The sequence below is a fragment of the Bradyrhizobium sp. USDA 4449 genome (assembly GCF_054056275.1).
The window spans coordinates 1,274,916-1,299,762 of record NZ_JBSRYD010000001.1; the positions used below are offsets into that span (position 1 = coordinate 1,274,916).

Here is a 24,847-nt window from a genome sequence, read left to right on the forward strand (position 1 = left end):
TCCGAGACCACGAGAGCCGGCCCACAGAGGGCCGGCTCTTTTATTTTATTGTTGCGTCCCGCGTACGCGTCAGGCCGCCTGCCTCAGCGGCGTCCAGGCGAATTCGGGATAGTAGATGTCCATCATCCGGTCGACATAAGCGGTGAGGTTCGGAAATCCTTCCGCGCGCTCGCGCAGGCTCGATTCGAAGAACGGCGTCAAAATGCCGGCCAGCGCGCCGAACGCGGTGGCATCGACCCCACTGGGCTTGTTGCCCATCAGATAGGACTTGTCGCCGAGCTGCACGGACAATGCGAACAACGAACGCACCGCCAGTTCGACGTCGTCGTCGGGTCCATGGCGACCAAGCCCGGAGAGCAGATAGTTCTCCGCGACGCGGAATTGCGCGTCCTCGCGCAATTTTTCGCGATTGTGTTCCGGCGCGCCGTCGAAGAAATGGGCAGGGCCCTTGGCGAAATTGGCCGGATCGACCCAGCGTGCGCCGACCAGCGCCCAATAGACGTGATGCTCGATCATGCGCTCGAACGCCCAGGCCTGCGCTCGTTCGGCCAGTGACAGTCCGGCATCGAAATCGAAGCCGTAGCGGCGCTCGAGATGGGCGCGGATGAAGGTGGAATCGGCCACCGCCTCGCCACCATCGTCGATGAAGGGCAGCTGCCCCTTCGGCGAGGCTGGCGGCATCGCACGCTCCTTCCGGTAGGGTAAGCCCGCCATCTTGAGCTGCACCTCCGTCTTGGTGACGAAGGGGCTGATTTCCGGCAGGCCGAAGCCGGCGCCAAAGCCATAAAGCGTGATCATGCGGGCTCTCCTGAACGAGCGAAAGAGTTGACGGAACCTAATGACGCGCTGCTGCCACCATGGTGGCAGCAGCCGTGATATCTTCTGCGAAACGGGCCCCCTGCCAGGCGCGGCTCATGACATGGCGGACCACCAAGTCCGCAGCCTGGGTTAGCGAGCGTGCCAGCATGGTCGCGAGCGCCATGCGGAGGTCGACGATTGTGACATCGAAAAACATCAGCCGGCTGAAGGCCCGGGCGTACAGCAACGCATGCAATGGAGCCTGTGCCCGCCACAGCGGACCGGCCGGACCGAAATGGCTTGGAATGATCATGGACAAATCCTCTTCAGTCGATGTGTTGTCCCGGTATAGAACTCCCCTGCTGCCAACATCCTGTCAGCAGCCACGCGGCATTTTCTGATCCGCCCCCGATGAGAGAATTGTCATGAGACGCGCCGACCGGCTGTTTCAGATCATCCAGGTGCTGAGGCGCACCCGTAAGCCGCTGACGGCGGACGCGATTGCCGCCGAGCTCGAGACGTCGAAGCGCACCATCTATCGCGACATCGCAACGCTGATGGGCCAGCGCGTGCCGATCCGCGGCGAAGCCGGCATGGGCTACATCCTGGAAAAGGGCTTTGACCTGCCGCCCTTGATGCTGACACCTGACGAGATCGAGGCGGCGGTGCTGGGCGCGCAATGGGTCGCCGGCCATGCCGATTCCACGCTGGCGCGTGCGGCCGAAGATCTGATGGCCAAAATCGCCGACACCGTGCCCGAGCGGCTGCGGCCCTTCGTGCTGGAGCCGGCGAGCCGCGCACGGCCGAGCTGGAACAGGGAGCCGGACCGGCTGGACATGGCGCGCACGCGCACCCAGATCCACGAAGGCAAGAAGATCATGCTGCGCTATCGCGACGAGCAGGGCCGCTCCAGCGAGCGCACGATCTGGCCGATCTCGGTCGGCTATCTCGAAGCCGTACGTTTGCTTGCGGCATGGTGCGAGCTGCGCAGCGACTTCCGCAGCTTCCGCACCGACCGCGTCGTGGACGCCACCTATCTCGACGAAAGATATCCCGAGAGGCGCGACGTGCTGCGCGCCAAATGGCGGCAGAGCCTGGTCTGGGGCCCGCCAAAGGACACGTGACGGCGATGGACGAGACATCCACCATCGATCTGTCGAGCTGTTGCCAGAGCTGCGGCGCCTGCTGCGGCTATTCGCAGAACTGGCCACGATTCTCGATCGAGAGCGACGAGGAGCTCGCTGCGATCCCTGAGGCGCTCGTCAACGAGCGTCAATCCGGGATGCGCTGCGAGGGCGATCGCTGTTCGGCTTTGCAGGGCGAAATTGGAAAGGCCACCGCGTGCAGCATCTACGCGGTGCGGCCGGAAGTGTGCCGCACCTGCATGCCGGGCGATGCCGAATGCGCGATGGCGCGGCGAAAGTTCGGGCTGCCTGTGATCGAGAGCGTATGACCAGGAAAACTGTGCAGCGGTTTTCCGCCGGGATCATGCCCAAACCATAGAGCCTTAGGCCGGAACGGCTTGGCTGATCTCGTCGTCGATTTCGTCGTCCAGCGGTGCGAGCACCGAGAGCGGCTTGGTCGACAGCGTGATCGGCTTGCGGCCTCCCGACAGCGACGGTGACGATTTGGCCGTGCTCGCGCGCGACAGCGCATAGAGTGTCGAGCCGACACGACCGCCGTTCTCGATCAGGTCGCGCTCGCTGCAGCTTCCTGCGATCGCGACCGCCAGCGAATGAAGATGGCTGCGGCGATAGCAAAACAGCGCCAGCCTGGCGCGCGCGTCAGGGGAAACACTCTCAATCAGCCTCGGCAGGCCACTCTCGCTGGCGCGGTACATCTCGCCAAGGAGCTCGTCGCGAACCGGGCAGAAATCGCCTTCATAATCGTCGCGGCTTGAAAACATTGCAGTTCTCCCTCGTGAAGGGAAGATGCAGCGCAATTCTCTAATGAAAGGTTAACCACCCTCGGCGGTAGTCACCCGGGGTCCTTGCCATTCTGCCGCGAATCGAAGGGGAGCCCTATCGGGTTGAATACGGGGTTGCAGCCGTCCTTCGAGATACCGGCATTCGGCGGGCTCTCAGGATGAGTCTTGAGTCTCAGTTCGCCGCCATGAAAATCGAGAGGCCGAAGCCGGTCAGGTGATGCAGCGCCTGGTCGACGCCGATCAGGGTCCAGAACCAGGGGTGCTCCTGGTTGACGCCGAAATTGGCCGAGACGAGTCCCTTGGCCCGGTCGATCGTGATGTGGATGACGAAATCGATCAGCGCCACGAACCAGAACCTCGGCGCTGCGATCAGGATCAGCGGCAACGCAACCGCAAGATGAATCAGGCAATGCACCAGAAGCGGCAATGCCCAGCCGTGCTTCTGGTCCTTGCCTTGCGCCATCCAGGCCGTCTGCAAGACGAAATCGGCGATGATGTGCTTGAAGGTGAGCAGCAACATCCAGCCAATAAGCGCTTCGACCGGAACCGCCGATGACAGGGGTGGAAACGACAAAGCTGACGCCCTCGTTGACTCGAAAAGAAAAAATGGAGCGTTCAGCGCAACTTCTTCTTGGACCCGTCAAATCATCGGGACCCATGATTTATGGCACCTCCCGGGCCGGAATGCAGCTAGGGGAACCGGAAAATCGAGAACTGTGGCTAAAGGGTGATAGGATGGGCAAGCGGCGTGGGATCGGTCGAGTAAGGTTACCTCCGGCGCGGAATTTGCATTCTCTCGCCGGCGCGCTATCATTTCCAAGCTGCGGATTGTCGTTCTTATTTTTCAGACGCTTGCAAATTTTTCGCGGGCCGCCGGCGATGGGCGCGCCGCCCGCCGTTTCAGGAATAAGGCCAGGGGGCTGCCATGGGTACTGAAGGCTCGACCTCGTCGACCGAGCTCCCGCCGCCGCGCCGCCCCAAGGTCATCAAGACCAATCAGCAGCAGGTCCTGCTGTATGTCGTGCTGACCCTGCTGCTGTCGCTTGCGACCGTCTGGGCCGGCCGCTCCCTCTTGCACAATTCGGAGACGCTGACCTTTGCCGTCGGTGCTCCCAACAGCGACGAGGCGCTGTTCGCGACCAAGCTTGCCACGCTGCTGAAGAACAACGCCTCCCGTTTCCGGATCAAGATCGTCAACAATACCGATAACGCCAAGGCGCTCGCGCAATTCGATCGCAGGCAGGCCGATCTTGCCGTCCTCCGCACCGACGCCAAGGTGCCGCTGCGAGCACGCACGCTGGCGATCCTGGAGCACGATCTCGTGCTGCTGCTGGGTGCCGGCAACAAGAAGATCAAATCGCTGGCCGAGTTGAAAAAGAAGAGGGTCGCGGTTCTCGCCGAGAACGATTCTTCGCTCGCATTCGTCCGCAGCCTGCTCGACATGCCCGACGGTCCCGACGCGGCGAAGATCCAGATGGCGCCGCAGGGCGCGACGCTGGACAAGTTGTTCGCGCCGGCCACCGGCTTCAGCGCGGTGATTGCGATCGTCCATGCCTCCAAGGCCGTGCGCGACAAGGCCTACGAGCAGGTCGCCAGGCACGGCGGCTTCACGCTGAATGCGATCGACGAGGCCAAGGCACTGGCGCTCAAGTTCCCCGGTATCTCCGATGAGACGCTGTCGGCAGGCACGCTGTCCGCATCGCCCGAAATTCCCGATGACGATCTCGACACGATCGGACTGGAATGGCTGCTCGTCGCGCAATCCAGGATGTCGGCGACCACCGCGGGCGACATTGCGCGCATCGTCTACGAGAACAAGTCCGCGCTCGGGCTCGACAACGGCTTTGCGACGCACATCGAACCCGCCTCCGTCGAGAAGGACGCCTACGTGATGGCGCATCAGGGGGCGGCCGACTACATCAACGACGACACCAAGTCGTTCATGGATAAGTATAGCGACATGATGTATCTGGGCGCCGCCGCGCTCAGCGTCATCGGCTCGATCTTCGCCGCCATCTACGCCAAGATCACCCGCATCGCGCCGGAGAAGGCGAGCGAGCTCTCCACCGCCATTCTCGACATCGGCGAACGCATCGAGCATGCGCATTCGCTGGATCAGCTCGAATGTCTGCAGGACGAGCTCGAGACCATCTTGCGCGGCGCGGTCATCGGCTTGCGCGACGGCACGATCAGCACAGACGGGCTCGACACCTTCAAGCTGGGCTACGAGTTCGTCCGGGACGAAATCAGCATGCGTCGCGACTTCCTGAAACGTCATGCCAGCGAGATCGAGAAGGTCGCCATCGGGGCGCTCCCTCCCCCGCATGACGACACCAACGTCGTGGTGGTGAAAACAGCTCAGAGTGCCTGACCTATCGATTTCGTGCTTTGGGCCGCGGGCTCTCGCATTTCGGGCGAATCGCTTCCCGCTCCGGAACCGTTTCGCTGGCGCAACCGTTGGTTACCGGCACAACCGGAGAACGCACGATGCGTATCCTCCTTCTCATCATCCTGCTGGGAATGCTGGTTGCGGTCGGCTACTTCGCCTATTCAGCCATGTCGGTTGCAGGCGACCCGATCCCGACCGAAGGCTATGTGGCACTGGCGCTGGGGGCGGGGTTCTCCGTGGTCGTCGGCGTCGGCTTGATGATGCTGCTGTTCTGGAGCAGCCGTCGCGGCTATGATGAGCCTCCGCATTTCAAATAACGACCACCCCAGGTAGCCGGCTGGCTCCCCCGAAGCATCCTGACCGTCCTGATCTGAGCGGATGGCGCCGCTGCCCGTCCCGTCGTTGACGGCCCCGGTGCGGGCGGGCACCTTGGCACCGAAGTCCCAACCGGGACCGCAGGAACCAGACCGAGCCACCGTCCCGGATGTCAAAGCCGATGTTTTCCGCTCTGGCCCAATTCATGGCCGCGACCGCCGGCCGCAACATGACCAAGGCGGCCTATGTGGCCGTGACCGTCGGCGTGCTCAGCATGGTGTTGCTGACGATCGACCCGGCCTATGACACTACGCACCGCTGGGTGGATGTCCTGCTGTGGGCCTGTCTGATCTATTTCGTGTTCGAATGGCTCGTCCGACTGCGCCACATGGCGCGGCAGCAGCGGCTGGGGCTCTACATGTCCTCCTCCGCGGGGGTGGTCGACGCGCTGGGGGCGCTGGCCGTGCCGGTCGCGCTGATGCTCGGAGCCGAACCCAAGACCGCGTGGCTGCTGAGCGTGCTCTGGGTGCTGAAAGTGGTGCCAGGCATTCCTGGCCTGCGCCAGCTCCGCCGCGTGCTGGTGCTTGAATCCGGGCCGTTGATCAGCGTGCTCGTCATCTTCCTGATGGTGGTTTTCCTCGCCTCCGTCGCCGAATATTTCCTGGAGCGGGACGTGCAGCCGCAAACGTTCGGCAGCGTCCCAGCCGCCCTGTGGTGGGCGGTCGTCACGCTGACCACGACCGGCTATGGCGACGTCGTGCCGGTCACGCCGCTCGGCCGCATGGTGGCAGCCCTGGTCATGATCTCGGGCCTCGGCGTGTTCGGTCTGTGGACCGGTATTCTGGCGACCGGGTTCGCAGCGGAAACCCGGCGTGACAATTTCCTCAAGACCTGGGAGTCCGTCAGCAAGGTGCCATTCTTCGCGGCGCTGGGTCCAGCGGCCATCGCCGACGTCACCCACATGCTGCGCACAATGGAGCTGCCGGCGCGCACCATGATCATCCGCAAGGGTGCGCAGGGCGACTGCATGTATTTCATCGCGGCCGGCGCCGTCGAGGTCGATCTCCCCGGCAAGAAGGTGCAGCTCGGCGAAGGCGCCTTCTTCGGCGAGATGGCGCTGCTCGGCAACAACATGCGCGGCGCCAACGTCTCGACCACGAAAGTGTCGCGGCTTTTGGTGCTCGACCTCGTCGATTTCCGCGTGCTGATGGCGCGGCACCCTGATCTCGCCGAGACCATCGACGCCGAAGCCAAGCGCCGCGCGCTCGAAAACAAGTAAATGGAGGCAAGAATGTCGGATATAGCCGACGCGGCAAGTCCCCCCGTGCTCGAAATCAGCGGTGCACGCGCCACCATCCGCCTGAGCCGGCCAAAACATCTCAACCGGCTCCAGGCGGAGGATCTCGGTGAACTGGTCAAGCTGTTCGACCGGGTGGAAAGCGATCCTGATATCCGGGTGCTGGTGCTGACCGGCACGGGACGAGCGTTCTCCGCAGGCTATGATCTGAATTCTGTCGCCGAGCGCGCGGTGAGCGCCAACGAGCAGCAGAGCGCGGGCTCGGCCTTCGAGGTCGTCGTCAACCGCCTGGAGGATCTCGGCGTGCCGACGATCTGCCGGCTGAACGGCGGGGTCTATGGTGGCTCGACCGATCTCGCGCTCGCCTGCGATTTCCGCATCGGCGTCGACACCGCCGAGATGTTCATGCCGGCGGCCCGGCTCGGGCTGCATTACTACAGGAGCGGCATCAAACGCTACGTGACCCGGCTTGGCGTGGATAACGCCAAAAAGCTGTTCCTGACAGCGCAGAAGATCACCGCTCCGGAGATGCTGCGGATCGGCTATCTCACCGCGATGGTGCCGGTGGAAACCCTCGACGAGGAGGTTGACAAGCTCGCCAACCTCCTCGCCGGCAATGCTCCGAACGCGATGCGCGGCATGAAGCGCGCCATCAACGAATTCGCCCGTGGCGCGCTCGATGAACAAGCCGCCGACCAGCGTCACCGCGACAGCATGCGCGGCGACGAGATCAAGGAAGGCATCAGGGCGTTCGCGGAGAAGCGGCTGCCGAGGTTCTGATCACCCACCGATAGCCTTTAACCACCCAGAGCCTTGGCATGCTGTGCCGCCATCTCGTCGTCCGCTGCATTGATGCGCTGGAACGCCGGCCGGGAGGTGATGCGCTCCGAATAGCGGACGAACACATCCTTCTTCGGCACGATGCCGAACATCATGGTCCAGTTGAACGCGACGCCCCACAGCACATCGGCGGCGGTCATGCGCTCGCCGAGCAGATATGGTCCTTTCGACAGCTGCGCCTCGAGCGCACCCAGCATTGTGTCGTAATCGGCGTAGGGTGACTGCGTGATCGGCGCGGGCTCGCGCTGCATGAACTTGTCGATCAGGGCTGGCTCGAACGAGGAGCCGTAATAGGCGGTCCAGCGCAAATAAGGACCGCGGAGCGGATCGTTCAAGGCGGGCGTAAGCCCCGCCTCCGGAAACAAATCGGCGAGATAGATGTAGATGGCGACCTGCTCGGTCACGAGCGCCTCGCCGTGCCTGACGGCCGGCACCTTGCCGAGCGGATTGAGGGCAAGGTAGGCGGGCTGCCGCTGCTCGCCGGCCTTCATGTTGAGGATATGGAGATCATAGGGCGCGCCAAGCTCTTCCAGCAGCACCCGCGTGCCGGTGGCCCGGCTCTGGGGCGAGTAATACAACGTGACGCGGTTTGGATCGGTCATGGCTAGGCTCCATCTGGCTGGCGATGGCTCGCCTTGTAGCCGAGCATACCTGACATCCTGTGTCAGGTATGGTTTAAGAGGTTATGCGCGCGAGCCGAATGTTGTCGATCCTCACCACTCTGCAGGCCAGGGGACAGGTCACTGCGCCTGAGCTTGCGGATGCCTGCGAAGTCTCGGTTCGCACGATCTATCGTGACATCGATGCGCTCGCCGCATCCGGCGTCCCCGTTTATGCCGACCGTGGTGCTGAGGGCGGCTATCGCCTGCTCGACGGCTATCGCGTGCGCCTGAACGGCTTGTCGCAGAGCGAGGCCGGCGCGCTATTCCTAGCCGGGCTCCCCGGCCCGGCGGCGGCGCTGGGGCTGGATGCGGCAATGATCGCCGCGCAGAACAAATTGATGGCGGCGTTGCCCGCGAATTTGCGCGAAGATGCCGGGCGGATGCAAGAGCGTTTCCATCTCGATGCTCCTGGCTGGTTCGGCGAGACGGAAGAACCGAAACATCTGCGCACCATCGCCGGCGCAGCACTGCGCGGGACCCTCATAAAGATCCGCTACCAGAGCTGGCGTGCCGAGAAGCAGCGCCGTGTTGCCCCACTCGGTCTGGTGCTGAAGGGAGGCAGCTGGTATCTCGCGGGCCAAGTCGACGGTACCGTGCGCACCTATCGCGTCGCGCGCGTGCTCGACTGCACGGCCCTCGATGACCGCTTCGACCGTCCCGGCGATTTCGATCTCGCCGCCTATTGGCAGGACGCGACGCTGCGGCTGGAAGCCGAGATGCATCCCAATGTCGCGATCGTGCGGCTGTCGCCGTTCGGCGTGAAGTTGCTCGATGCGCTGACCCAGCCTTACGTGAGGGCGCGCACGCAGCTCGACGAGACCGCCGATGCCGACGGCTGGCGGATTGCAAGAGTGCCGACGGGGAAAACGTCATGGCATGCCGCCTCTGAGTTGCTACGGCTCGGGGCCGAAGCTGAAGTGTTGGAGCCCGCCGATCTCCGCGAGAAGATGGCCGAGATGACGCAGGCGATGGCCGCGCGCTATCGCACGGCGCGTAAAGCCGGATCGCGGCGGATCCCGCCGCGGCCGGCGAAACAATCCTGAAACACGATTCTCCTGCCTCCCTGTGAACGTAACCGCGCTTCGCCTCGACCGAGAAGCAGGGACACAACAACGGCTTCGCGCCACACTGGAGAATGAAGATGTTTCGTAAGCTTGCACTCGGTCTGATCGCCGCCGGCTCGCTCGGCGCTGCCGCTCTCGCGCCCACCGCCGCGTCGGCGCACGGCTTCCACCACTACTGGGGTCCCGGCTGGGGCTATGGCGGCATCTACGTCAACACCGGCTTCGACAATTGCTACCAGGAGCGCGTGATCCAGACCCGCCACGGCGCACGCGTGCGCGTCGTGAATGTCTGCGGGTACACCGTTTACTGATATCGCGCCTTCGACAAAGCTCCGGTCGCGCCGCGGCCGGAGTTTTGGTCAGTCTTGGGCGCTCTGTCGATTCCGACGAAACCACGCCCAGGTCTCGCGCGTCGTTCTGATGTAGCCGCGGCCGCGATAGACGATCTCGCCGTCGACGATGCTGTTCAGCTTTGGCAGCGCATGAAACGGAATTGACGGGTACGCGTGATGCTCGACATGGTAGGGCATGTTCCACGCGATCCACTTGACGATCATGCCGGTATAGGTGGTGCGGGTATTCTGGAAGGCGTCGCGACTGCGCTCACAGCCGGTGTGCTCGGCCAGGAGATAGGGCCTGAGGAAGAATTGCCCGATGATGAGCGGGACGATCCAGACCTTGAGCAGCAGCGCGGAGGAAAACCACAGCGAGAGCGTGAGCAGCAGGACATAGAGGGCGGCATAGACGCGCGCCTCGGTCACGATAATGGCGCGCTTGTTCTCGGGAATCCAGGGCACCGTGACCTTGCCGGTGACGGCATGGCCGAGCATCAGCCGGAGGCGGCCCGCAACCTGGAGCAGGCCGCTATAGGCAAGCGCGATCTGGGTGTCGGATTTGGGCTTCACGCCGACGATCAGCTCCGGGTCCTTCTCGGGATCCTGGGTGTAGCGATGATGGTCCCAGTGGAACAGGCAGTAATATTCGTAGGGTTGCCCGATGATGAAGGCCGAGAGGTAGCCTACCGCGAGGTTGAGGCCGCGGCTCCTGAACGCGGTCTTGTGCGCAGTCTCGTGCAGCGCCATGAACAGAAAGGCGATGAAATAGCCCTGTATCACCATCAGCGGTGAGGCCCAAAGGACCCCATAGCTTGAGCTCACCGTCCAGATCAACGATCCGACCAGCACGACCACGGCGTAGTGGCAGAGGCTGCGCAGGGCACCCCTAAGATCGGAGCGAACGGACAGTTCGCGCAGCATCGCCGGTGTCAACGGCTTCACGCGGTCGCCGGGTTCTGAAATGGTCGCGTCAGTCATGAGCGGGGACCTGCACTATTTGTTGAGGAGCTCGGCGATCTCGGCTTTGAGGAAAGCCCGGTCGCGCGGATTGCTGACGGGGTTGCCGGCGCGATGGCCGTGCAGCGACGGAATCGGATGCAGCACGGCCGATTTCGCATTGATCAGCATGCCGAGTTCGTCCTCGTTGTCGCGGACGTCGAAATAGCGATCGGTCGCGCCCGGCATCAGCAGCATGTGCGCCTTGATCGCCGCCAGTGCGCGATCGAGATGGCCGCCGAACGCTGCACAAGCGCTGATGTCGCCGCGCTGCCAGATGCCGGCCTGCGCCAGCAGATCGTTGCCGTCGCGCCGGGCAAAGGTCGAATCCCAAGTTCGGACGAGATAATCCTCGAGCGACGTAAAACCCGCCTCGCGCCACAGTTCGTCGCGGTAAAAGCCGTGAGACATGGCCCAGCCGGCATAGACGCGGCCCATGGCGCGATAGCCGGCTGTCGGCTTCTCGACAAAGCGGCCGTCGCGGAAGCCGGGATCGCCCGATAGCGCAGCCTTCACGCTTTCGAGAAAAACATGGTTGTAAGGCGAGCAGCGCGCGCTGCCGCAGACCACCGCGGCGCGCTCAACCATATCCGGATGTAGCGCCGCCCAGTGATAGGTCTGCATGCCGCCCATCGACCAACCATAGACCAGCGCGAGCTTCGTAATGCCGAAGTGCTCGGTCAACAGGCGATGCTGGGCCGCAATTGCGTCGTGATAGGTGAGTTGCGGAAAGGGCCTGGCGCCGCAGTTCGAGGGCGAGGACGACAGTCCGTTGCCGAACAGGTTCGGGATGATGACGAAATAGCTGAGGGGGTCGAGCACGCCATCGGGCCCGATCAACCATTCGGTATCAAAATGTTGCGCGCTGAATGAGGTCGGATAAAGGATGACATTGTCCTTCGCCTGATTCAGCGTGCCGTAAGTCTTGTAGGCGAGCTTCATCGCGGGGAACACCGTGCCCGACTGAAGCACAACGTCGCCGGCCTCAAAGATCTCGTAGTCGCGATGCCCGGTCACTTGTCCAACTCCCGCTCACGCGGCGCAGAGTGCGCCCCGCCGCGACGACGATGCATCGATCATGCCGGACCAGCAAACGCATCGTTGCGTCGCGCTCAATAACTGTACTTTTAGTCCACTTATTTGGAAAAGGCAATGGGGGAGTCTCGCCTTCCCGGCTCAGGCGATGGCTGCAATGTATCGCTCCACCGACGCCGCGAAGACTGCTTTGGCGCCTGCGGCGATGTTGCGGCCCCACCAGGCACCATAGATGCGGTCGAAGGCGAGCGGCTCAACAGCCGCCGCGATCCGCCGCACCGCGGCGGCGTCGAGCGGGATATAATTCGGATAGGAATACATGAAGCTGAGGAAGCGGCGATCCATCGCCACCTGCGCAATATCGCCAGTGAGCAGCGCGCCTTTGCCCTCGGCACCGCGCGCATGGTGCAGCACGGTGGCGCCAGCAAAATGCCCGCCGGTGCGGAGCAGCAGAACATCTTCAGAGATGCGATGCTGATCGCCGGTCCAGTGCACGATCGAGGGATGCGGACGCGTTACCCATTGACGGTCATCGGCATGAAGATAGACAGGCACGCCGCCAAAGGCCTCGCTCCAGTCGGCGAGCGCGCCATAGTAATGAGGGTGCGAGATGGCGATCGCCGTCAGGCCGCCGAGCGATTTGACGTGTGCGATCGCCTGCGAGGTTGCCAGCGGAATACAGTCCCACATCACGCATCCCCTGCCATCGGGGATCAGCAACGCGCGCTGGCCAATCGCAAAACTCGGATCGAGTGCGATACCGGTGAGGCCGAGATCGTCGCGCCAGACGAGGCGATGGCGCTCGGCGAGCGTCTCGCGGGTCAGAAAGGTCTGCCCTTTCCAATTCACATACTGCCGTTCGTCTTCGCAGATCGGACAGGATGCGGCCGGCTTCCCGCTGTTCGGGAATTGCGCGCCGCAGGTTTCGCAGGTCCAGAGAGGCATGGCTGTGATCCGGAGGAGAACGCGATACCTGTGAGGTGGCATCGCAGCCCTCCAATCGCAAGCCCGAAGGAACCAACGCGATTAGCGCAGGTTACTTTTCTGTCCGCCTTGGGCGCGATTGGTCAGCCATCTCCGCTTGCACGAGACCCCATGCGATCCGCAGCATCACGTTCAGAGTCTCGATGATGTCGCGCCCTTCCCGAATCTGGCCCTTGTTCGCCGTCAATTTCTTCATGGCCGACATGCAGTCCGGCATCGGACCATTCGTCGGCGTATTCCTTCAAGAGCGCGGTTGGGCGACCGGGTTGATCGGCACGGCGCTGACGATCGGCAATGTCGCGGGCATGCTGGTCACGACGCCGATCGGCGGCTTCATCGATTCCAGTCGCAACAAGCGGCTGTGGGTCATCATCCCCGGAATCTGCGTCGTCCTTGCTTCCACGATCATCCTGGTCTCGCAAAATTTCTGGGCCGTGACCTTCTCGCAAGTGGCCCAGTCGCTGGCGAGTGCTGCAATCGTTCCAGCGGTCACCGGCATCACGCTCGGCATCGGCAAGCAAAAAGGCTTCAACGCGCTGAACGGGCGCAATCAGGCCTTCAACCATGCAGGCAACATGGTTGGCGCGGCATTGTCCGGATATCTCGGCTACAAGTTCGGTTACGTCGCCGTGTTCGTTCTGGCGGCGGTGTTCGGCGCCATCGCGATCGCCTGCGTGTTGATGATCCCTGCCAAATCCATCGACGATCGCCAGGCCCGCGGCAGCAAGGAGGACGAGAGCAAGAACCCGCCGGATGCCATGTCCGTCCTCCTCAAGCACAAGCCACTGCTGGTGCTGGCGCTCGCGCTCGCCATCTTTCATCTCGGCAATGCGGCGATCGTTCCGCTCTATGGCCTTGCGGCGGTGGCTCAGGGACAGGCCAACGGCCCGAGCTTCGTTGCAACCACGGTCGTCATCGCACAGGGCGTCATGGTCGTGACGTCGCTCATTGCCATGCAGGTCGCAGGAAAGCGCAATTATTGGCCGGTGATCCTGGTATCCTTCATGTTTCTGCCGATCCGCGGTGTGCTGGCGTTTTTCGTGACAGGGTGGTGGGGCGTCGTTCCGATGCAGGTGCTCGACGGCATCGGAACCGGATTGCAAACAGTTGCGGTGCCCGGGATGGTCGCGCGCTCGCTCGACGGCACCGGCCGCATCAATCTCGGCCAAGGCGCTGTCATCACGGTCCAAGGCGTAGGCGCGAGCCTCAGCCCCGCACTCGGCGGCTGGATCGCGCAGTGGATCGGCTATGGCCCGACCTTCCTGTTACTCGGCAGCTTCGGTCTCGCCTCGATGGCGCTGTGGCTGGTGTTCGGCGCGCACGTGAAGAAGTACTGAGGCGCATCGCTCTGCTTCCGCGCGCCGCGATGCGGACCAATCTGCCGGTGATGCCCATTCCACATCTGTCCGGCGCGCGCGAAGGCCGGAGAAGCTAGTCCTCTAGGATCGCGACAGCGCGTGTCCAACCCGCCGAGGCGCGCTCGATCTTCACGGGAAAGCATGACACCTTGAAGCCGGTCGACGGCAGCAGGTCGAGATTGTGCAGCTTCTCGAGATGGCAATAGCCGATGTGGCGGCCGGCCTTGTGGCCTTCCCAGATCAGGCTGGCGTCCTTCGTCTCGGCGTATTTCTTCGCGGTATGAACGAACGGTGCGTCCCAGCTCCAGCCGTCGATGCCGGTCAGACGCACACCACGCTCGAGCAGATACATGGTCGCCTCATAGCCCATGCCGCAGCCCGAGGTGACGTAGTCCTGCCGGCCATATTTGGCGCCGGCGCTGGTGTTGACCACGACGATCTCCAGCGGCTTCAGCTCATGACCGATGCGCTTGAGCTCGGCCTCGACATCTTTGGCCGTTGCGACATAGCCGTCCGGCAGGTGCCGGAAGTCGAGTTTCACGCCGGGCTGGAAGCACCATTCCAGCGGCACCTCGTCGATGGTCCAGGACCGCTCGCCGCGATTCATGGTCGGATGGAAATGCCAGGGCGCGTCGAGATGCGTGCCGTTGTGTGTCGAGAGGGTGACCTGTTCCACCGCCCACCCCTGCCCGTCCGGCAGATCCCGGGCTTTCAGTCCGTCGAAGAACTGCAGCATGCGCGGCAGGCCCTGCTGATGATCGATATACTGGATCGTCGGATGATTGCCGGGCGGATCGGCCGGCACGTCGTTCTGGAGAGGGACGGAGATGTCGATCAGCTTGGTCGTCATGACGCTTCCTCGTTGATTGTTTTGGTTGGCGGCCGTCAGGCGTCCGTTCAGGCTTCCTGCCGCTCGACGCGGTTCTTCAAGATACCGATCCTCTCGACCTCGAGCTCGATCGTATCGCCATGCTCGAGATACCATCCAAGCTCGAGGCCGCAGCCATTGCCGACCGTGCCGGAGCCGATGAATTCGCCGGGCATCAGCGTCTCGTCCTGGGTGACGTGGGCGATGATCTCCTCGAAGGAAAACAGCATGCCCTCGGAGACGCCTTTCGAGCGGGCCTCGCCGTTGACGCGCGCTTCCATCTTCAGCTTGTAGGGATCGCCGATCTCGTCTGGCGTCACGATCCAGGGGCCCATCACGTTGCCGCCATCGAAGCTCTTGCCCTTGGCCGGGCCGAGCCGCCCCTCCATCTCGATGCGCTGTGCGTCGCGCGCGGAGAAATCGTTGAAGATCGTGTAGCCGAAGATGTGATCCTTCGCTTTCGCGGCGGAGATGTTGGCGCCCTTGTTCTTTGTGATGATCCCGAATTCGAGCTCGTAGTCCATGACCTTGCTGTAGCGCGGCCATTTCACCGTGGTGTTTGTGCCGCGGACGCTAAAACGGTTGGTGATGTAAAAGATCGGCTGCTTGCGATAGACCTCGGGCAGCTCGCCGAGTGGCTCGGCATCGATGCGCGCCAACTCCGCCATGTCACCCTTGGCGCGCGCGGCGAGCTTCCGCTGCCCGCGCGGCGCTTGCAGGATGTGCAGCGCGAACGACATGCCGTCGCGCATCTGCCTGGGCTCCGGCACCGGCGCGAGGATATCGACGGCGCTGACCGCCGTTGACAGCGTCGCGTCCTCGCCGCGCTTGTCGAACAGGGCCCGGGCCTGATCGAGCGCGCTGGGCCCGGCGTCGATCAGCGCCAGCATTGAGCGGAAGGCCGGATTGGCCTCGCCGTCTCGCGCGGCGGCGGCGGCGAGATCGAACATCTGGCTGTCATTGGCATGGACGGCGCCGATCTTCTCCTGACCGGCCGATCTGAATGTTGCGAGCTTCACCTCGGATCCTTCTTGCTATCGTGAAGAATATATGATCAGATAAAATATCGATACACAACCCAAAAAAATACAGATTTGGGGAGAGCGCGTGGTGGGGCGAATGCACAATAGGGTGATGCGGGCGGGTCTCGTGCTTGGGATGTCCATTGCCTTGACGGCACCAGCGCTGGCGCAGGCCAAGATCCAGATCGGCTGCACCGCGACCTCCGACTGCGCCTCGGCCATGGTCGCGGTCGACGAAGGCATCTTCAAAAAGCACGGGCTGGACGTCGAGATGACGCCGATCGCAATCAACTCCAACATCCCGGCGGCGATCCTGTCGAATTCGATTCAGGTCGGCGGCCCAACCTCCACCGTCTTCCTCCAGGCCGTCGACGGCGGCCTCGACCTCGTCGCGATCGCCGGCGCCTCGGTCATGAACACGACTTCGAACACCGCGATCGCCGCCTTCGTCCGCAACGGCATCACCATCAAGGCGCCGAAGGATTTCGTCGGCAAGAAGGTCGGCGCCCCCGGCCTGAATGCCTTCCTGCACGTGTTGTTCGTGAAATGGCTGGTCGAGAAAGGCGTCGATCCCAAGAGCGTCAATTTCGTCGAAGTCACCTTCCCGACCATGGCCGACATCATCAAATCAGGCGGTGTGGATGCCGTACTCACCGCCGAGCCGTTCGTCACGCGCATGACCGATGCGGGGCTCGGCTCGGTTGGCGCGCGCTATGGCGCCGAGCTCGGCCGCACCGATCCGATCATCTTCTACGCCGCATCGCGCGACTGGGCGGAGAAGAATACGGCGACGGTGAAAAGATTCCGCGAAGCGGTCGCGGAGGCCGCCGCCATCGTCAACAGCGATCGCGAGAAGGCCTCCGCCTCGATCGCCAAGTTCACCAAGCAGCCGCTTCAGCTCGTCAAGGCGACGCCGCCGAACCGGTCCGAGCCGAGCCTGAAGCCGGAAGACCTCGCCTGGTGGATCGACGTGATGTCCTCGCAAAAGATGCTGCAATCGAAGCTCGACACCGCGAAACTGGTGCTGAACTGAAGGATATCGACGATGCCTGCTCCTGAGCGCACTCTCGAACGCCTGCCGACTGAGGCCGGCACCTTGAGCGAGCGCGCCGCAAACCTCATCGAGCAGGACATCCTGGCCGGACATCTCGCGCCGGGATCGCGGCTCGGCATCGTCGATCTCGTGCAGCGCTACGACATCGGCGCCACGCCCCTGCGCGAGGGCTTGTCGCGGCTGATGTCGCGCGGCCTGATCGTCGGCATCGGCCAGCGCGGCTTCCGTGTCGCCGAGGTCAGCCGTGAGGATCTCGCCGACATCACCTGTATGCGGACAGCGGTTGAGATCGAGGCCGTCAGGCTCGCCATCCTCCGCGGCGACGTCGCCTGGGAAGCCAACATCGTCAGTGCACTGCATCAGATGCGTCGGCATATCGAGCGCACCGGCAATGAATTCCGCGAAGGCGCGGCCGATTTCGACCGGCTGCACAAAGGCTTTCACACCGCGCTGCTCGCCGCCTGCGGCTCACAGCGCATGCTGGCCGCCCATTCCGACCTCTACGACCAGGCCTATCGCTACCGCCGCGTGATGATGGGCGTCATCGACAGCGGCGAGGGCTTTATCCGGAGCCACCAGATGCTCGCCGACCACGTGCTCGCCCGCGACGTTGCCGCCGCGCAAAAAATGCTGACGGCGCATCTGCACTCGACCATCAATTTCGTCTATCCGCCTGATAGCAGGGAGCAATCATGAGCGTCGTTGCCAGGCTCGACGAGGCGCGCGCCGCGCGACGTCAAAAAACGCTGATTGCGTTCAACGCCGCGACGCTGCAGCTTGGCGGCAAGACCATCATCGAGAATCTCGACCTGGAGGTGCGGCCAGGCGAATTCCTCTGCATCGTCGGCGCCTCCGGCTGCGGCAAGACCACGGCGCTGAGGCTCGCCGCGGGCCTCTATCGCCCCACGAGCGGTACAGTGACTTTCGACGACGAGTCGATCACCGGGCCGCGCCGCGAGGTCGCGATCGTGTTCCAGGATTATGGCAAGGCGCTGTTGCCGTGGCGGACCTCGTCCGGAAACATCTCGCTGGCGCTGGAGGCTTCTCGTGTGCCGGCGCGTGAGCGCGGTGTGCGCATCGAGGCGCTGTTGCGCAAGGTCGGTTTGCCCGGCCATGCCGACAAATATCCGACCGAGATGTCGGGCGGCATGCAGCAGCGTCTGCAAATCGCGCGCTGCCTTGCGCAGGAGCCGACGACGCTGCTGATGGACGAACCCTTCGGCGCGCTGGATGCGATGACGCGCCAGGGCCTTCAGGACGAGGTGCTGTCGCTGACGCAAGCGAGCCAGACGACCGTCATTTTCGTGACTCACGATCTCGACGAGGCGATCTATCTCGGCGACCGGGTCATTGGCTTGTTGCCGCATCCGGGCCGGATCGGGATCGAGCTCGATGTCGACCTGCCGCGCCCGCGCGACCAGCTCGCCACCCGCGAGCTCCCCGAATTCCTGCGGCTGCGCCGGCAGTTGTTCGACTTCATCAAGGCGACCGAACATTGAGCCTCGATCGCACCAGGCCCCTGCTGCTACCGCTGGCGCTGATGCTGGCGTTCGAGCTCTGGGCGCGCCTCACCCATCTGCAAAGCGACAGCCTGGCCCCGCCGAGCGCGATCCTCGCAGCACTGGCGGCGGCGCTTGCCGATCTCTCGATTCCGATCGCGACCCGCGACACACTGTTCGCCGCCTTTGCAGGGCTGGCGATCGGTGGCGCAATCGGACTTGCCCTCGGCATCGCCTTCGGCATCTCGCGCCCGATCGACCGGCTGATGGAGGTGACGGTCGAGGCAATCCGTCCCATTCCCTCGATCGCGCTGCTGCCGATCGCGTTGATCGCGCTGGGGTTCGGCTACCGGATGGAGATCGTGATCGTGGCGTTCGCCTGCGTCTGGCCGATGCTGATCCTGACGCGCAGCGCGGTGCGCAGCATCGAGCCGCGATTGATGGAAGTATCGCGCGCCCTGCGGCTAAGCGCGACGCAACGAATCGCGAAGATCGTGATCCCGGCGGCGCTACCGCGGATCTTCATCGCCTTTCGCCTGTCGGCTGGGATCGCCCTGATCGTCGCCGTCACCGTCGAGATTGCGATCAATCCGATCGGCCTCGGCGCCGGCATCATGCTGGCGCAGCAGGCGCTGCGCGCCGATCTGATGCTCGCCTACCTCGTGTGGATCGGCGTGATCGGCTACGCGCTGAACATCCTGTTGATTGCGATCCAGCGCCGACTATTCGGCCGTGCCGCGCTTGCCGGAGACAATGCATGAACCGCGCGGAGATCCTCTGGCGTGTCGCAAGCGTCCTCGTCGCGGCCGGCGTCTTCGCGGCCTGGCAACTCATCGCCAATCTGCGCGTGGTCTCGCCGGTGTTCCTGCCCGGTCCCGATAGGGCCTGGGCCGCGCTGCTGCGCGGCTTTTCGAGCGGAGATCTCGCCGGCAAGCTCATCGGGACGCTCGAGCACATGGCCTATGGGTGGCTCGCCGCCTCGATCGCCGGTATTGCGCTCGGTGCGCTGATCGGATCGTCGAAGGTGATGCGCGCCTATGTCGCGCCGTCCCTGGAATTCTTGCGGCCCCTGCCGGTCTCGGCGATCATCCCGGTTGCGATCGCGATGCTCGGGCTGACGCAAGGCATGGCACTGTTCGTGATCGCCTTCGGCGCGATCTGGCCGATCATGCTCGCAACCATTCATGGCTTTGCCGCAGTCGAGCCGCGGCTCTACGAGGTCGCCCGCTCGCTGCAGATGTCGCGCGCCGCCGTGATCAGCAAGATCGCACTGCCGTCGGCTTTGCCTGATATCCTCGCCGGCATGCGGCTCAGCCTGACGGTCGCGCTGATCCTCTCGGTGGTCTGCGAGATCCTGGCCGGGCTCGACGGCCTTGGTCAGTGGGTTCTGCTCTCGGCACGTGCGTTCCGGTCCGCCGACCTCTTCGCCGGCGTCATCCTGCTCGGTGCGACCGGATATCTGACGTCGATTGCAATGTCGCTCGTCGAGCAGCGACTGCTCGCCTGGCAAACTGCCGCCCGGTAGCGCGGCAGCGATTTGGACGACACCCAAGCCTAATTCTCGAAGAACCCAGGGTGCTTCTCCACGAACGCGTGCAACTCGCGTGCGACGCGATCGAGATGGTTGGCCATCTCGCTTCTGGCCCTTTCAGGATCGCGATCGGCAATGCTGCGGTAGATCGCCTCGTGCTCCGTGTACGTTCCCTTGAGCCGGCCAGGCTCCGGCAGCAGGGTGCGGCGAACGCGTTCAAGATGGGTGCGGATCGGATCGAGCACTTCGCCGACGCGCGCGAGGCTCAGGTTCTCGGTCATCTGGTGATGAAACCGGGTATCGAGCTCATGGAAGCCTTCGAGGTCTCCGCTCGCGATCGCAGCCTTTTGATAAGCGAGGTTCTGGCTCAGCGCGCCGATCGAATCGTCGGACAAGCTGGCCGCGCAGACGCCGACGACCTCGACCTCCAGCGCGCGGCGCATCAGCATCCACTGCCGGACGTCCTCGAGATGAATCCGGGCGACGTAGGAACCGCGCTGCGGCTCGACCACGACCAGTCCTTCGAAGGCGAGCCGGTTGATCGCGGTCGTGATCGACAGCTTGGACACCTCGAAGCGTGCGCACCATTCGTTCTTGTCGATCGGCGTTTCGGGCGCGAGCAAGCCGGAGACGATGGCGCGTTTCAGCGCAACATAGGCCTGGTCGACCTTTGATCCGCCTGCACTGCGCCCGCGCGCTGGCCGTGTGCCGCCACTGAAACCACCGACTGAATGCATGCTTTGATCCCCAGCCGATCTACACATTTCCATGCCGCAACGCCAAGCGCGCTGAGCAAAAGGCTTGACGAGCATCAACTGATATAACTAGCATATCAGTCAACTAATAAACCATCACCTGCGGCTCGATGTCTTCCCAGGGACTGACGGCACGCCGGGAGGAAAGCCAATGGACACACGCTTCGGCGCGCTCGGGGCAGATGACGAGCGTGGCGCGCCGCGCTCCTCTCGCGTGGTCGAGCTTGGTAGCCGCCCCGGCGTGCCGGCTGGACATGCCGTGCTCAGCGCGGAGCGGGTCTCCAAATCCTTTGCCGGCGTGAAGGCGCTCCAGGACGTCGACTTCGATCTGCGCCACGGCGAAGTGCATGCGCTGATGGGTGAGAACGGTGCCGGCAAGAGCACCCTGATGAAGATTCTTGCCGGCGTGCACACGAGCTACGACGGCACCATTCTGGTCGAGGGCCGTGCTGCATCCTTCAGCGGCGTACGCGATGCCGAAGAGGCCGGCGTCGCCATCATCCACCAGGAGCTCAACCTCGTTCCCGAGCTGAGCGTCGCCGACAATATCTTCCTTGGCCGGGAGCCGCTGATCGGCGGCGTATTGATCGACCGGCGCCGGATGATCAGAGCGGCCGGACGTCTGCTGGCGCGCCTCGGCGTCAGCATCGCGCCTGATACCAGGATCGCGGGCTTGCGCGTCGGCGAGCAGCAGCTCGTCGAAATCGCCAAGGCGCTGTCACTGAACGCGCGCATCCTCATCATGGATGAGCCGACCTCGGCGCTGTCGTCGTCGGAATGCGACACGCTGTTCAAGATCGTGCGCCAGCTCGCGCGCGAAGGCGTCGCGATCATCTATACGTCGCATCGCATCGAGGAGGTGCTGGAGCTTGCCGACCGCGTCACCGTGCTGCGCGACGGCCGGCGCGTGGTGACCGCGCCCATCGACGAGCTCTCGCGCGGCGCCATCATCTCGGCGATGGTCGGCCGCGAGATGACCGCGAACGAGCGCGGCGCGACGGCGCGGGACGGCGCGGTCGTCCTCTCGGTGCAGGGCCTGACGCTGGATACGCTCGGGCCGCACGGATGGCGAAGGACGCTGCACGGTGTCAGCTTCGAGCTGAAGCGCGGCGAGATCCTCGGCATCGGCGGCCTGCTCGGGTCCGGGCGGACGGAGATCCTGGAATCGATCTTTGGCGTGGCGCGCGGCTGGCGCACCGGCAGCATCGCGATCGACGGTGCGGCGGTCGACATCGTCTCTGCCTCCGACGCCTACCATCACGGCGTCGCGCTCGTCAGCGAGGACCGCAAGGAGCGCGGCCTGCATTTGGCTGCCTCGATCTGCGACAATGTCGCGCTGCCCTCGATCGGCGCGCTGTCGCGATTTGGCCTGCGAGCCTTCGCCCGCGAACGCGCACTCGCGGTCGACATGGTCAGGCGGCTCTCGGTTCGCTGCACCGGCATCGGTCAGGAGGCCGCCGCGTTGTCCGGCGGTAACCAGCAAAAGGTCGTGATCGGCAAATGGCTGGCGACCGAACCGCGCATCCTGCTGCTCGACGAGCCGACCCGCGGCATCGACATCGGCGCCAAGCAGGAGATCTACCGGTTGATCTTCGATCTCGCCGCGCAGGGGCTCGGCATCATCGTGGTGACCTCGGAGATGCCCGAGCTGCTGCTGTTGTCCGACCGCATCCTCGTCATGTGCGAGGGACGGCAGACCGGCATCCTGGCGCGCGAGAATGCGACGCAGGAGACGGTGATGCGCCTTGCGGCACCGGGGATGGCGAGATGGTTGCAGGAAGCCGCGTCATGAAAGCACTGATCCGCCTGCTCTCCCGCACCAAGCTCTATTGGGGTCTGCTGCTGATCTGCCTGGTCGGCGCCCTCACCTCGCCGCACACCTCATCCGGCCACAACATCTTCCTGTCCTACGGCAATCTCACCGACGTGCTGCGCCAGGTCTCGATCACCGGACTGGTCGCGACCGGCATGACCATGGTCATCCTGCTCGGCGGCATCGATCTATCGGTCGGCTCGGTGATGGGCTTTTCGACGGTGATCTGCGCGATGCTGCTGACCAAACGCGGCTGGACCTCCGCATCCGTGATCGGCGTGCCGGCCGCGATCCTCGTCGGCGGCGCGGCCGTGGCGCTGGCTGCGCGCTTCGTGTTCGCTGGTCTCGCGCGCGGCCGCGATGTCAGTGCCGGACGGCGGCGCGAGATCGCGCTGACGCGCTGGCAGAGCATGGGCATTCCGGGATTGCTCGGCCTTGTCGTCGCCATCGCCATCGGCTGGTGGACGATGAACCAGGTGCCGGCGAAATTCGGCGTGCTCGGTGTCCTCTTGATCGCGCCCTGCCTCGCGATGGTGCTCGGCGGCGTCAACGGGCTCCTGATCGTCACCGGCCGGCTGCAGCCCTTCATCGCGACGCTCGCGATGATGGTCAGCGCACTCGGCATCGCGCGATTGACGGCCGGGTCCGACAATGCCGTGGTCCCTGTCTACACCGGGACCAATGCGACCGAGGCCTTCGAGCTGTTGCGCTCGATGCTGTGGGGCGTGCTGCCGGTGCCGAGCGTGTTCTTCCTCGCGGCCATCTGCCTGTTCGGCGCGATCCTGCGCTTCACCACGTTCGGGCGCTATGCCTATGCGATCGGCGGCAATGTCGAGGCCGCCAAGCTCTCCGGCGTCAAGGTCGCGCAGGTGCAACTCACCGCCTATTTGTTGTCGGGCCTGCTCGCGGGCATCGCCGGCGTGCTGTTCGTCGCGCAATACCGGCAGGGCAAGCCCGACGCCGGCACCGGCCTCGAGCTCGATGCGATCGCCGCCGTCGTGATCGGCGGCACCAGCCTGATGGGCGGCCGCGGCGGCCTCGCCGGCACCTTCGTCGGCGTCCTGATCTTCGGCCTGCTCTCCGACATCCTGCAGCTTCAGAACATCGACTCCAACGTCCAGCTCGTGATGAAGGGGTTGATCATCGTCTGCACCGTGCTGGTGCAGGAACAGAATCTCGGTCAGCTCGTCGCGCGATGGCGGTTCCGCCGATCGGGCGGGGCAGAGGCCGATCCGAAAACAGCCGAGCCCCATCGGCTGCCAAGCGCCGCAAAGGCCCAACTCGCAAGGGAGGATCTCGATGAAGCGTCGTGAGTTCTTGAAGTTGTCGACCACCGCGGCAGGTGCCGCAATGACCATCTATCTGCCGGCCGGCTGGACGCCCGCGAAGGCCGCCGGCAAGTCGAAAGTCGGCTTCAGCCAGTGCACCACGCTGGAGCCGTGGCGCGTGCAGTTCAACAAGGACATCCTGGCCGAGGCCAAGAACCATCCGGATATCGACCTCATCATCACGGACGGCCAGGACAAGACCGAGAAAACAGGTCGCCGATTGCGACAATCTGATCGTGCAGCAGGTCAACGTGCTGCTGATCTCACCCAAGGAATCGGCCGGCCTGACCGGCGTGGTCGAGAAGGCGATCGACGCCAAGATTCCCGTCATCGTGCTCGACCGCAATGTCGACACCAAGCGCATCACCCAGTTCATCGGCGGTGACAACGTAGCGATCGGCAAGGCGGCCGGCGAGCACGCGGTGAAGCTGCTCGGCGGCCCCGGCAAGGCGGCCGGCAACGTCGTCGAAATCTGGGGCGGCATGGGCACCCAACCGGCTCACGACCGGCACGACGGCTTCCATGCCTTCACCGACAAGGAGCCTGGCATCAAATACCTGCTCAACAACCAGTCGGGCGACTGGAAGCAGGACAAGGCCTACGACATCATGACGACGGCGCTGCGCAACAACGAGAAGATCGACATGGTCTACGGCCATAACGATCCGATGGCCTACGGCGCCTATCTCGCCGCCAAGGACGCCGGCCGCGACAAGGACATCAAGTTCATCATCGGCATCGACGGATTGCCGGACGAAGGCGTCACCTGGGTCTCCAAGGGCCAGCTCACCGCGACCTTCCTCTACGCAACGCCCGGCGCGGAAGGATTGAGGCAGGCGGCAAAGCTGCTCAAAGGCGAGAAGCTCGAGCCCGTCATCACCTTGCCGACCATGCTGATCACCAAGGAGAACGCGCCTGAGATCCTGAAGAAGAACGGGCTGCTGTGATTTGAACGCCCTGACATGCGTCTCGGAGAG

The 24,847-nt window shown here is 63.9% G+C and carries 27 protein-coding genes and 1 pseudogene; 17 read left to right on the forward strand and 11 right to left on the reverse strand.

All coding sequences use genetic code 11. From position 1 onward, the window contains the following. Positions 1-69: 69 nt before the first annotated feature. Both ACVIIW_RS06070 and ACVIIW_RS06075 read right to left on the reverse strand, forming a co-directional pair. The gene (locus ACVIIW_RS06070) at positions 70-798 is read right to left on the reverse strand and encodes a glutathione S-transferase family protein (RefSeq protein ID WP_456699910.1); all 729 of its coding nucleotides are present in this window, start codon (positions 796-798) and stop codon (positions 70-72) included. A gap of 37 nt (positions 799-835) precedes the next feature. After that, positions 836-1,111: a hypothetical protein gene (locus ACVIIW_RS06075; RefSeq protein WP_456699911.1), complete on the reverse strand. Its 276-nt coding sequence runs from the start codon at positions 1,109-1,111 to the stop codon at positions 836-838. Between the two features lie 112 nt (positions 1,112-1,223). On the opposite strand from ACVIIW_RS06075, the gene ACVIIW_RS06080 reads away from it, so the two are divergent. Continuing rightward, positions 1,224-1,922 carry a helix-turn-helix transcriptional regulator gene (locus ACVIIW_RS06080; protein ID WP_456699912.1) on the forward strand — a complete coding sequence of 233 codons (699 nt, stop codon included), beginning with the start codon at positions 1,224-1,226 and terminating at the stop codon, positions 1,920-1,922. A gap of 5 nt (positions 1,923-1,927) precedes the next feature. Continuing rightward, complete coding sequence (locus ACVIIW_RS06085; protein WP_456699913.1) at positions 1,928-2,251, forward strand: YkgJ family cysteine cluster protein; 324 nt, start codon at positions 1,928-1,930, stop codon at positions 2,249-2,251. A gap of 54 nt (positions 2,252-2,305) precedes the next feature. On the opposite strand, the gene ACVIIW_RS06090 is transcribed toward ACVIIW_RS06085, so the two are convergent. Next, positions 2,306-2,704: a hypothetical protein gene (locus ACVIIW_RS06090; RefSeq protein ID WP_456699914.1), complete on the reverse strand. Its 399-nt coding sequence runs from the start codon at positions 2,702-2,704 to the stop codon at positions 2,306-2,308. Between the two features lie 193 nt (positions 2,705-2,897). Beyond that, the gene (locus ACVIIW_RS06095) at positions 2,898-3,245 is read right to left on the reverse strand and encodes a DUF3307 domain-containing protein (protein WP_456705094.1); all 348 of its coding nucleotides are present in this window, start codon (positions 3,243-3,245) and stop codon (positions 2,898-2,900) included. 405 nt (positions 3,246-3,650) lie between these two features. Here ACVIIW_RS06095 and ACVIIW_RS06100 point away from each other — a divergent pair, with 405 nt between their 5' ends. The 4 genes from ACVIIW_RS06100 (at position 3,651) to ACVIIW_RS06115 (ending at position 7,506) form a co-directional block, all read left to right on the forward strand. Continuing rightward, entirely contained in the window at positions 3,651-5,096 is a 1,446-nt protein-coding gene (locus ACVIIW_RS06100) for a TAXI family TRAP transporter solute-binding subunit (RefSeq protein WP_456699915.1), read from the forward strand. Positions 5,097-5,212: 116 nt separating this feature from the next. Beyond that, the gene (locus ACVIIW_RS06105) at positions 5,213-5,431 is read left to right on the forward strand and encodes a hypothetical protein (protein ID WP_456699916.1); all 219 of its coding nucleotides are present in this window, start codon (positions 5,213-5,215) and stop codon (positions 5,429-5,431) included. 167 nt (positions 5,432-5,598) lie between these two features. Then, positions 5,599-6,708 (forward strand): cyclic nucleotide-gated ion channel, encoded by a 1,110-nt coding sequence (locus tag ACVIIW_RS06110; protein WP_456699917.1) that lies wholly within the window; start codon positions 5,599-5,601, stop codon positions 6,706-6,708. A 12-nt stretch (positions 6,709-6,720) separates the two neighbouring features. Continuing rightward, positions 6,721-7,506, forward strand: a complete 786-nt coding sequence (locus tag ACVIIW_RS06115) for an enoyl-CoA hydratase/isomerase family protein (protein ID WP_456699918.1) — start codon at positions 6,721-6,723, stop codon at positions 7,504-7,506. A 17-nt stretch (positions 7,507-7,523) separates the two neighbouring features. Here ACVIIW_RS06115 and ACVIIW_RS06120 read toward each other — a convergent pair whose 3' ends face one another. Further along, positions 7,524-8,168, reverse strand: a complete 645-nt coding sequence (locus tag ACVIIW_RS06120) for a glutathione S-transferase family protein (protein ID WP_456699919.1) — start codon at positions 8,166-8,168, stop codon at positions 7,524-7,526. A gap of 83 nt (positions 8,169-8,251) precedes the next feature. Here ACVIIW_RS06120 and ACVIIW_RS06125 point away from each other — a divergent pair, with 83 nt between their 5' ends. Both ACVIIW_RS06125 and ACVIIW_RS06130 read left to right on the forward strand, forming a co-directional pair. After that, positions 8,252-9,271 carry a helix-turn-helix transcriptional regulator gene (locus ACVIIW_RS06125; protein WP_456699920.1) on the forward strand — a complete coding sequence of 340 codons (1,020 nt, stop codon included), beginning with the start codon at positions 8,252-8,254 and terminating at the stop codon, positions 9,269-9,271. 98 nt (positions 9,272-9,369) lie between these two features. Then, positions 9,370-9,603: a hypothetical protein gene (locus tag ACVIIW_RS06130; protein ID WP_456699921.1), complete on the forward strand. Its 234-nt coding sequence runs from the start codon at positions 9,370-9,372 to the stop codon at positions 9,601-9,603. A 48-nt stretch (positions 9,604-9,651) separates the two neighbouring features. Here the strand turns inward: ACVIIW_RS06130 and ACVIIW_RS06135 are convergent, their stop codons facing one another. The 3 genes from ACVIIW_RS06135 to ACVIIW_RS06145 all read right to left on the reverse strand — a co-directional run bounded on the left by ACVIIW_RS06135 (position 9,652) and on the right by ACVIIW_RS06145 (position 12,603). Further along, positions 9,652-10,605 (reverse strand): fatty acid desaturase, encoded by a 954-nt coding sequence (locus tag ACVIIW_RS06135; RefSeq protein WP_456699922.1) that lies wholly within the window; start codon positions 10,603-10,605, stop codon positions 9,652-9,654. A 15-nt stretch (positions 10,606-10,620) separates the two neighbouring features. Next, positions 10,621-11,640: an alpha/beta fold hydrolase gene (locus ACVIIW_RS06140; RefSeq protein WP_456699923.1), complete on the reverse strand. Its 1,020-nt coding sequence runs from the start codon at positions 11,638-11,640 to the stop codon at positions 10,621-10,623. A 159-nt stretch (positions 11,641-11,799) separates the two neighbouring features. Then, positions 11,800-12,603 carry an MBL fold metallo-hydrolase gene (locus tag ACVIIW_RS06145; RefSeq protein ID WP_456699924.1) on the reverse strand — a complete coding sequence of 268 codons (804 nt, stop codon included), beginning with the start codon at positions 12,601-12,603 and terminating at the stop codon, positions 11,800-11,802. A 182-nt stretch (positions 12,604-12,785) separates the two neighbouring features. Between ACVIIW_RS06145 and ACVIIW_RS06150 the strand changes: the two genes are divergently transcribed. Then, on the forward strand, positions 12,786-13,979 hold the full coding sequence (locus ACVIIW_RS06150) for an MFS transporter (RefSeq protein WP_456699925.1): 1,194 nt from the start codon (positions 12,786-12,788) through the stop codon (positions 13,977-13,979). Between the two features lie 94 nt (positions 13,980-14,073). Here ACVIIW_RS06150 and ACVIIW_RS06155 read toward each other — a convergent pair whose 3' ends face one another. Both ACVIIW_RS06155 and ACVIIW_RS06160 read right to left on the reverse strand, forming a co-directional pair. Next, positions 14,074-14,850 (reverse strand): cyclase family protein, encoded by a 777-nt coding sequence (locus ACVIIW_RS06155; protein ID WP_456699926.1) that lies wholly within the window; start codon positions 14,848-14,850, stop codon positions 14,074-14,076. A 47-nt stretch (positions 14,851-14,897) separates the two neighbouring features. Continuing rightward, the gene (locus ACVIIW_RS06160; protein WP_456699927.1) at positions 14,898-15,887 is read right to left on the reverse strand and encodes a fumarylacetoacetate hydrolase family protein; all 990 of its coding nucleotides are present in this window, start codon (positions 15,885-15,887) and stop codon (positions 14,898-14,900) included. Positions 15,888-15,987: 100 nt separating this feature from the next. Between ACVIIW_RS06160 and ACVIIW_RS06165 the strand changes: the two genes are divergently transcribed. Genes ACVIIW_RS06165 through ACVIIW_RS06185 form a run of 5 tightly spaced genes read left to right on the forward strand, consistent with a single transcriptional unit; the run spans position 15,988 to position 19,968 of the window. Further along, positions 15,988-16,923, forward strand: coding sequence for an ABC transporter substrate-binding protein (locus ACVIIW_RS06165; protein ID WP_456699928.1), 936 nt, complete (start codon positions 15,988-15,990; stop codon positions 16,921-16,923). 12 nt (positions 16,924-16,935) lie between these two features. Beyond that, on the forward strand, positions 16,936-17,640 hold the full coding sequence (locus tag ACVIIW_RS06170) for a GntR family transcriptional regulator (RefSeq protein ID WP_456699929.1): 705 nt from the start codon (positions 16,936-16,938) through the stop codon (positions 17,638-17,640). Continuing rightward, the gene (locus ACVIIW_RS06175; protein ID WP_456699930.1) at positions 17,637-18,443 is read left to right on the forward strand and encodes an ABC transporter ATP-binding protein; all 807 of its coding nucleotides are present in this window, start codon (positions 17,637-17,639) and stop codon (positions 18,441-18,443) included. Before ACVIIW_RS06170 ends, ACVIIW_RS06175 begins: the two co-directional genes overlap by 4 nt. Beyond that, positions 18,440-19,204 (forward strand): ABC transporter permease, encoded by a 765-nt coding sequence (locus ACVIIW_RS06180; RefSeq protein WP_456699931.1) that lies wholly within the window; start codon positions 18,440-18,442, stop codon positions 19,202-19,204. Before ACVIIW_RS06175 ends, ACVIIW_RS06180 begins: the two co-directional genes overlap by 4 nt. Then, positions 19,201-19,968: an ABC transporter permease gene (locus ACVIIW_RS06185; protein WP_456699932.1), complete on the forward strand. Its 768-nt coding sequence runs from the start codon at positions 19,201-19,203 to the stop codon at positions 19,966-19,968. The genes ACVIIW_RS06180 and ACVIIW_RS06185 overlap by 4 nt, the downstream gene beginning before the upstream one ends. Positions 19,969-19,997: 29 nt before the next feature. Here ACVIIW_RS06185 and ACVIIW_RS06190 read toward each other — a convergent pair whose 3' ends face one another. Beyond that, positions 19,998-20,711 (reverse strand): GntR family transcriptional regulator, encoded by a 714-nt coding sequence (locus tag ACVIIW_RS06190; protein ID WP_456699933.1) that lies wholly within the window; start codon positions 20,709-20,711, stop codon positions 19,998-20,000. Positions 20,712-20,880: 169 nt separating this feature from the next. On the opposite strand from ACVIIW_RS06190, the gene ACVIIW_RS06195 reads away from it, so the two are divergent. From ACVIIW_RS06195 to ACVIIW_RS06205, 3 genes and pseudogenes are all read left to right on the forward strand, one after another. Further along, positions 20,881-22,521, forward strand: coding sequence for a sugar ABC transporter ATP-binding protein (locus tag ACVIIW_RS06195; protein ID WP_456699934.1), 1,641 nt, complete (start codon positions 20,881-20,883; stop codon positions 22,519-22,521). Beyond that, on the forward strand, positions 22,518-23,855 hold the full coding sequence (locus ACVIIW_RS06200) for an ABC transporter permease (RefSeq protein ID WP_456699935.1): 1,338 nt from the start codon (positions 22,518-22,520) through the stop codon (positions 23,853-23,855). Before ACVIIW_RS06195 ends, ACVIIW_RS06200 begins: the two co-directional genes overlap by 4 nt. A 37-nt stretch (positions 23,856-23,892) precedes the next feature. Continuing rightward, positions 23,893-24,817, forward strand: a pseudogene (locus tag ACVIIW_RS06205) (substrate-binding domain-containing protein). Positions 24,818-24,847: the final 30 nt, after the last annotated feature.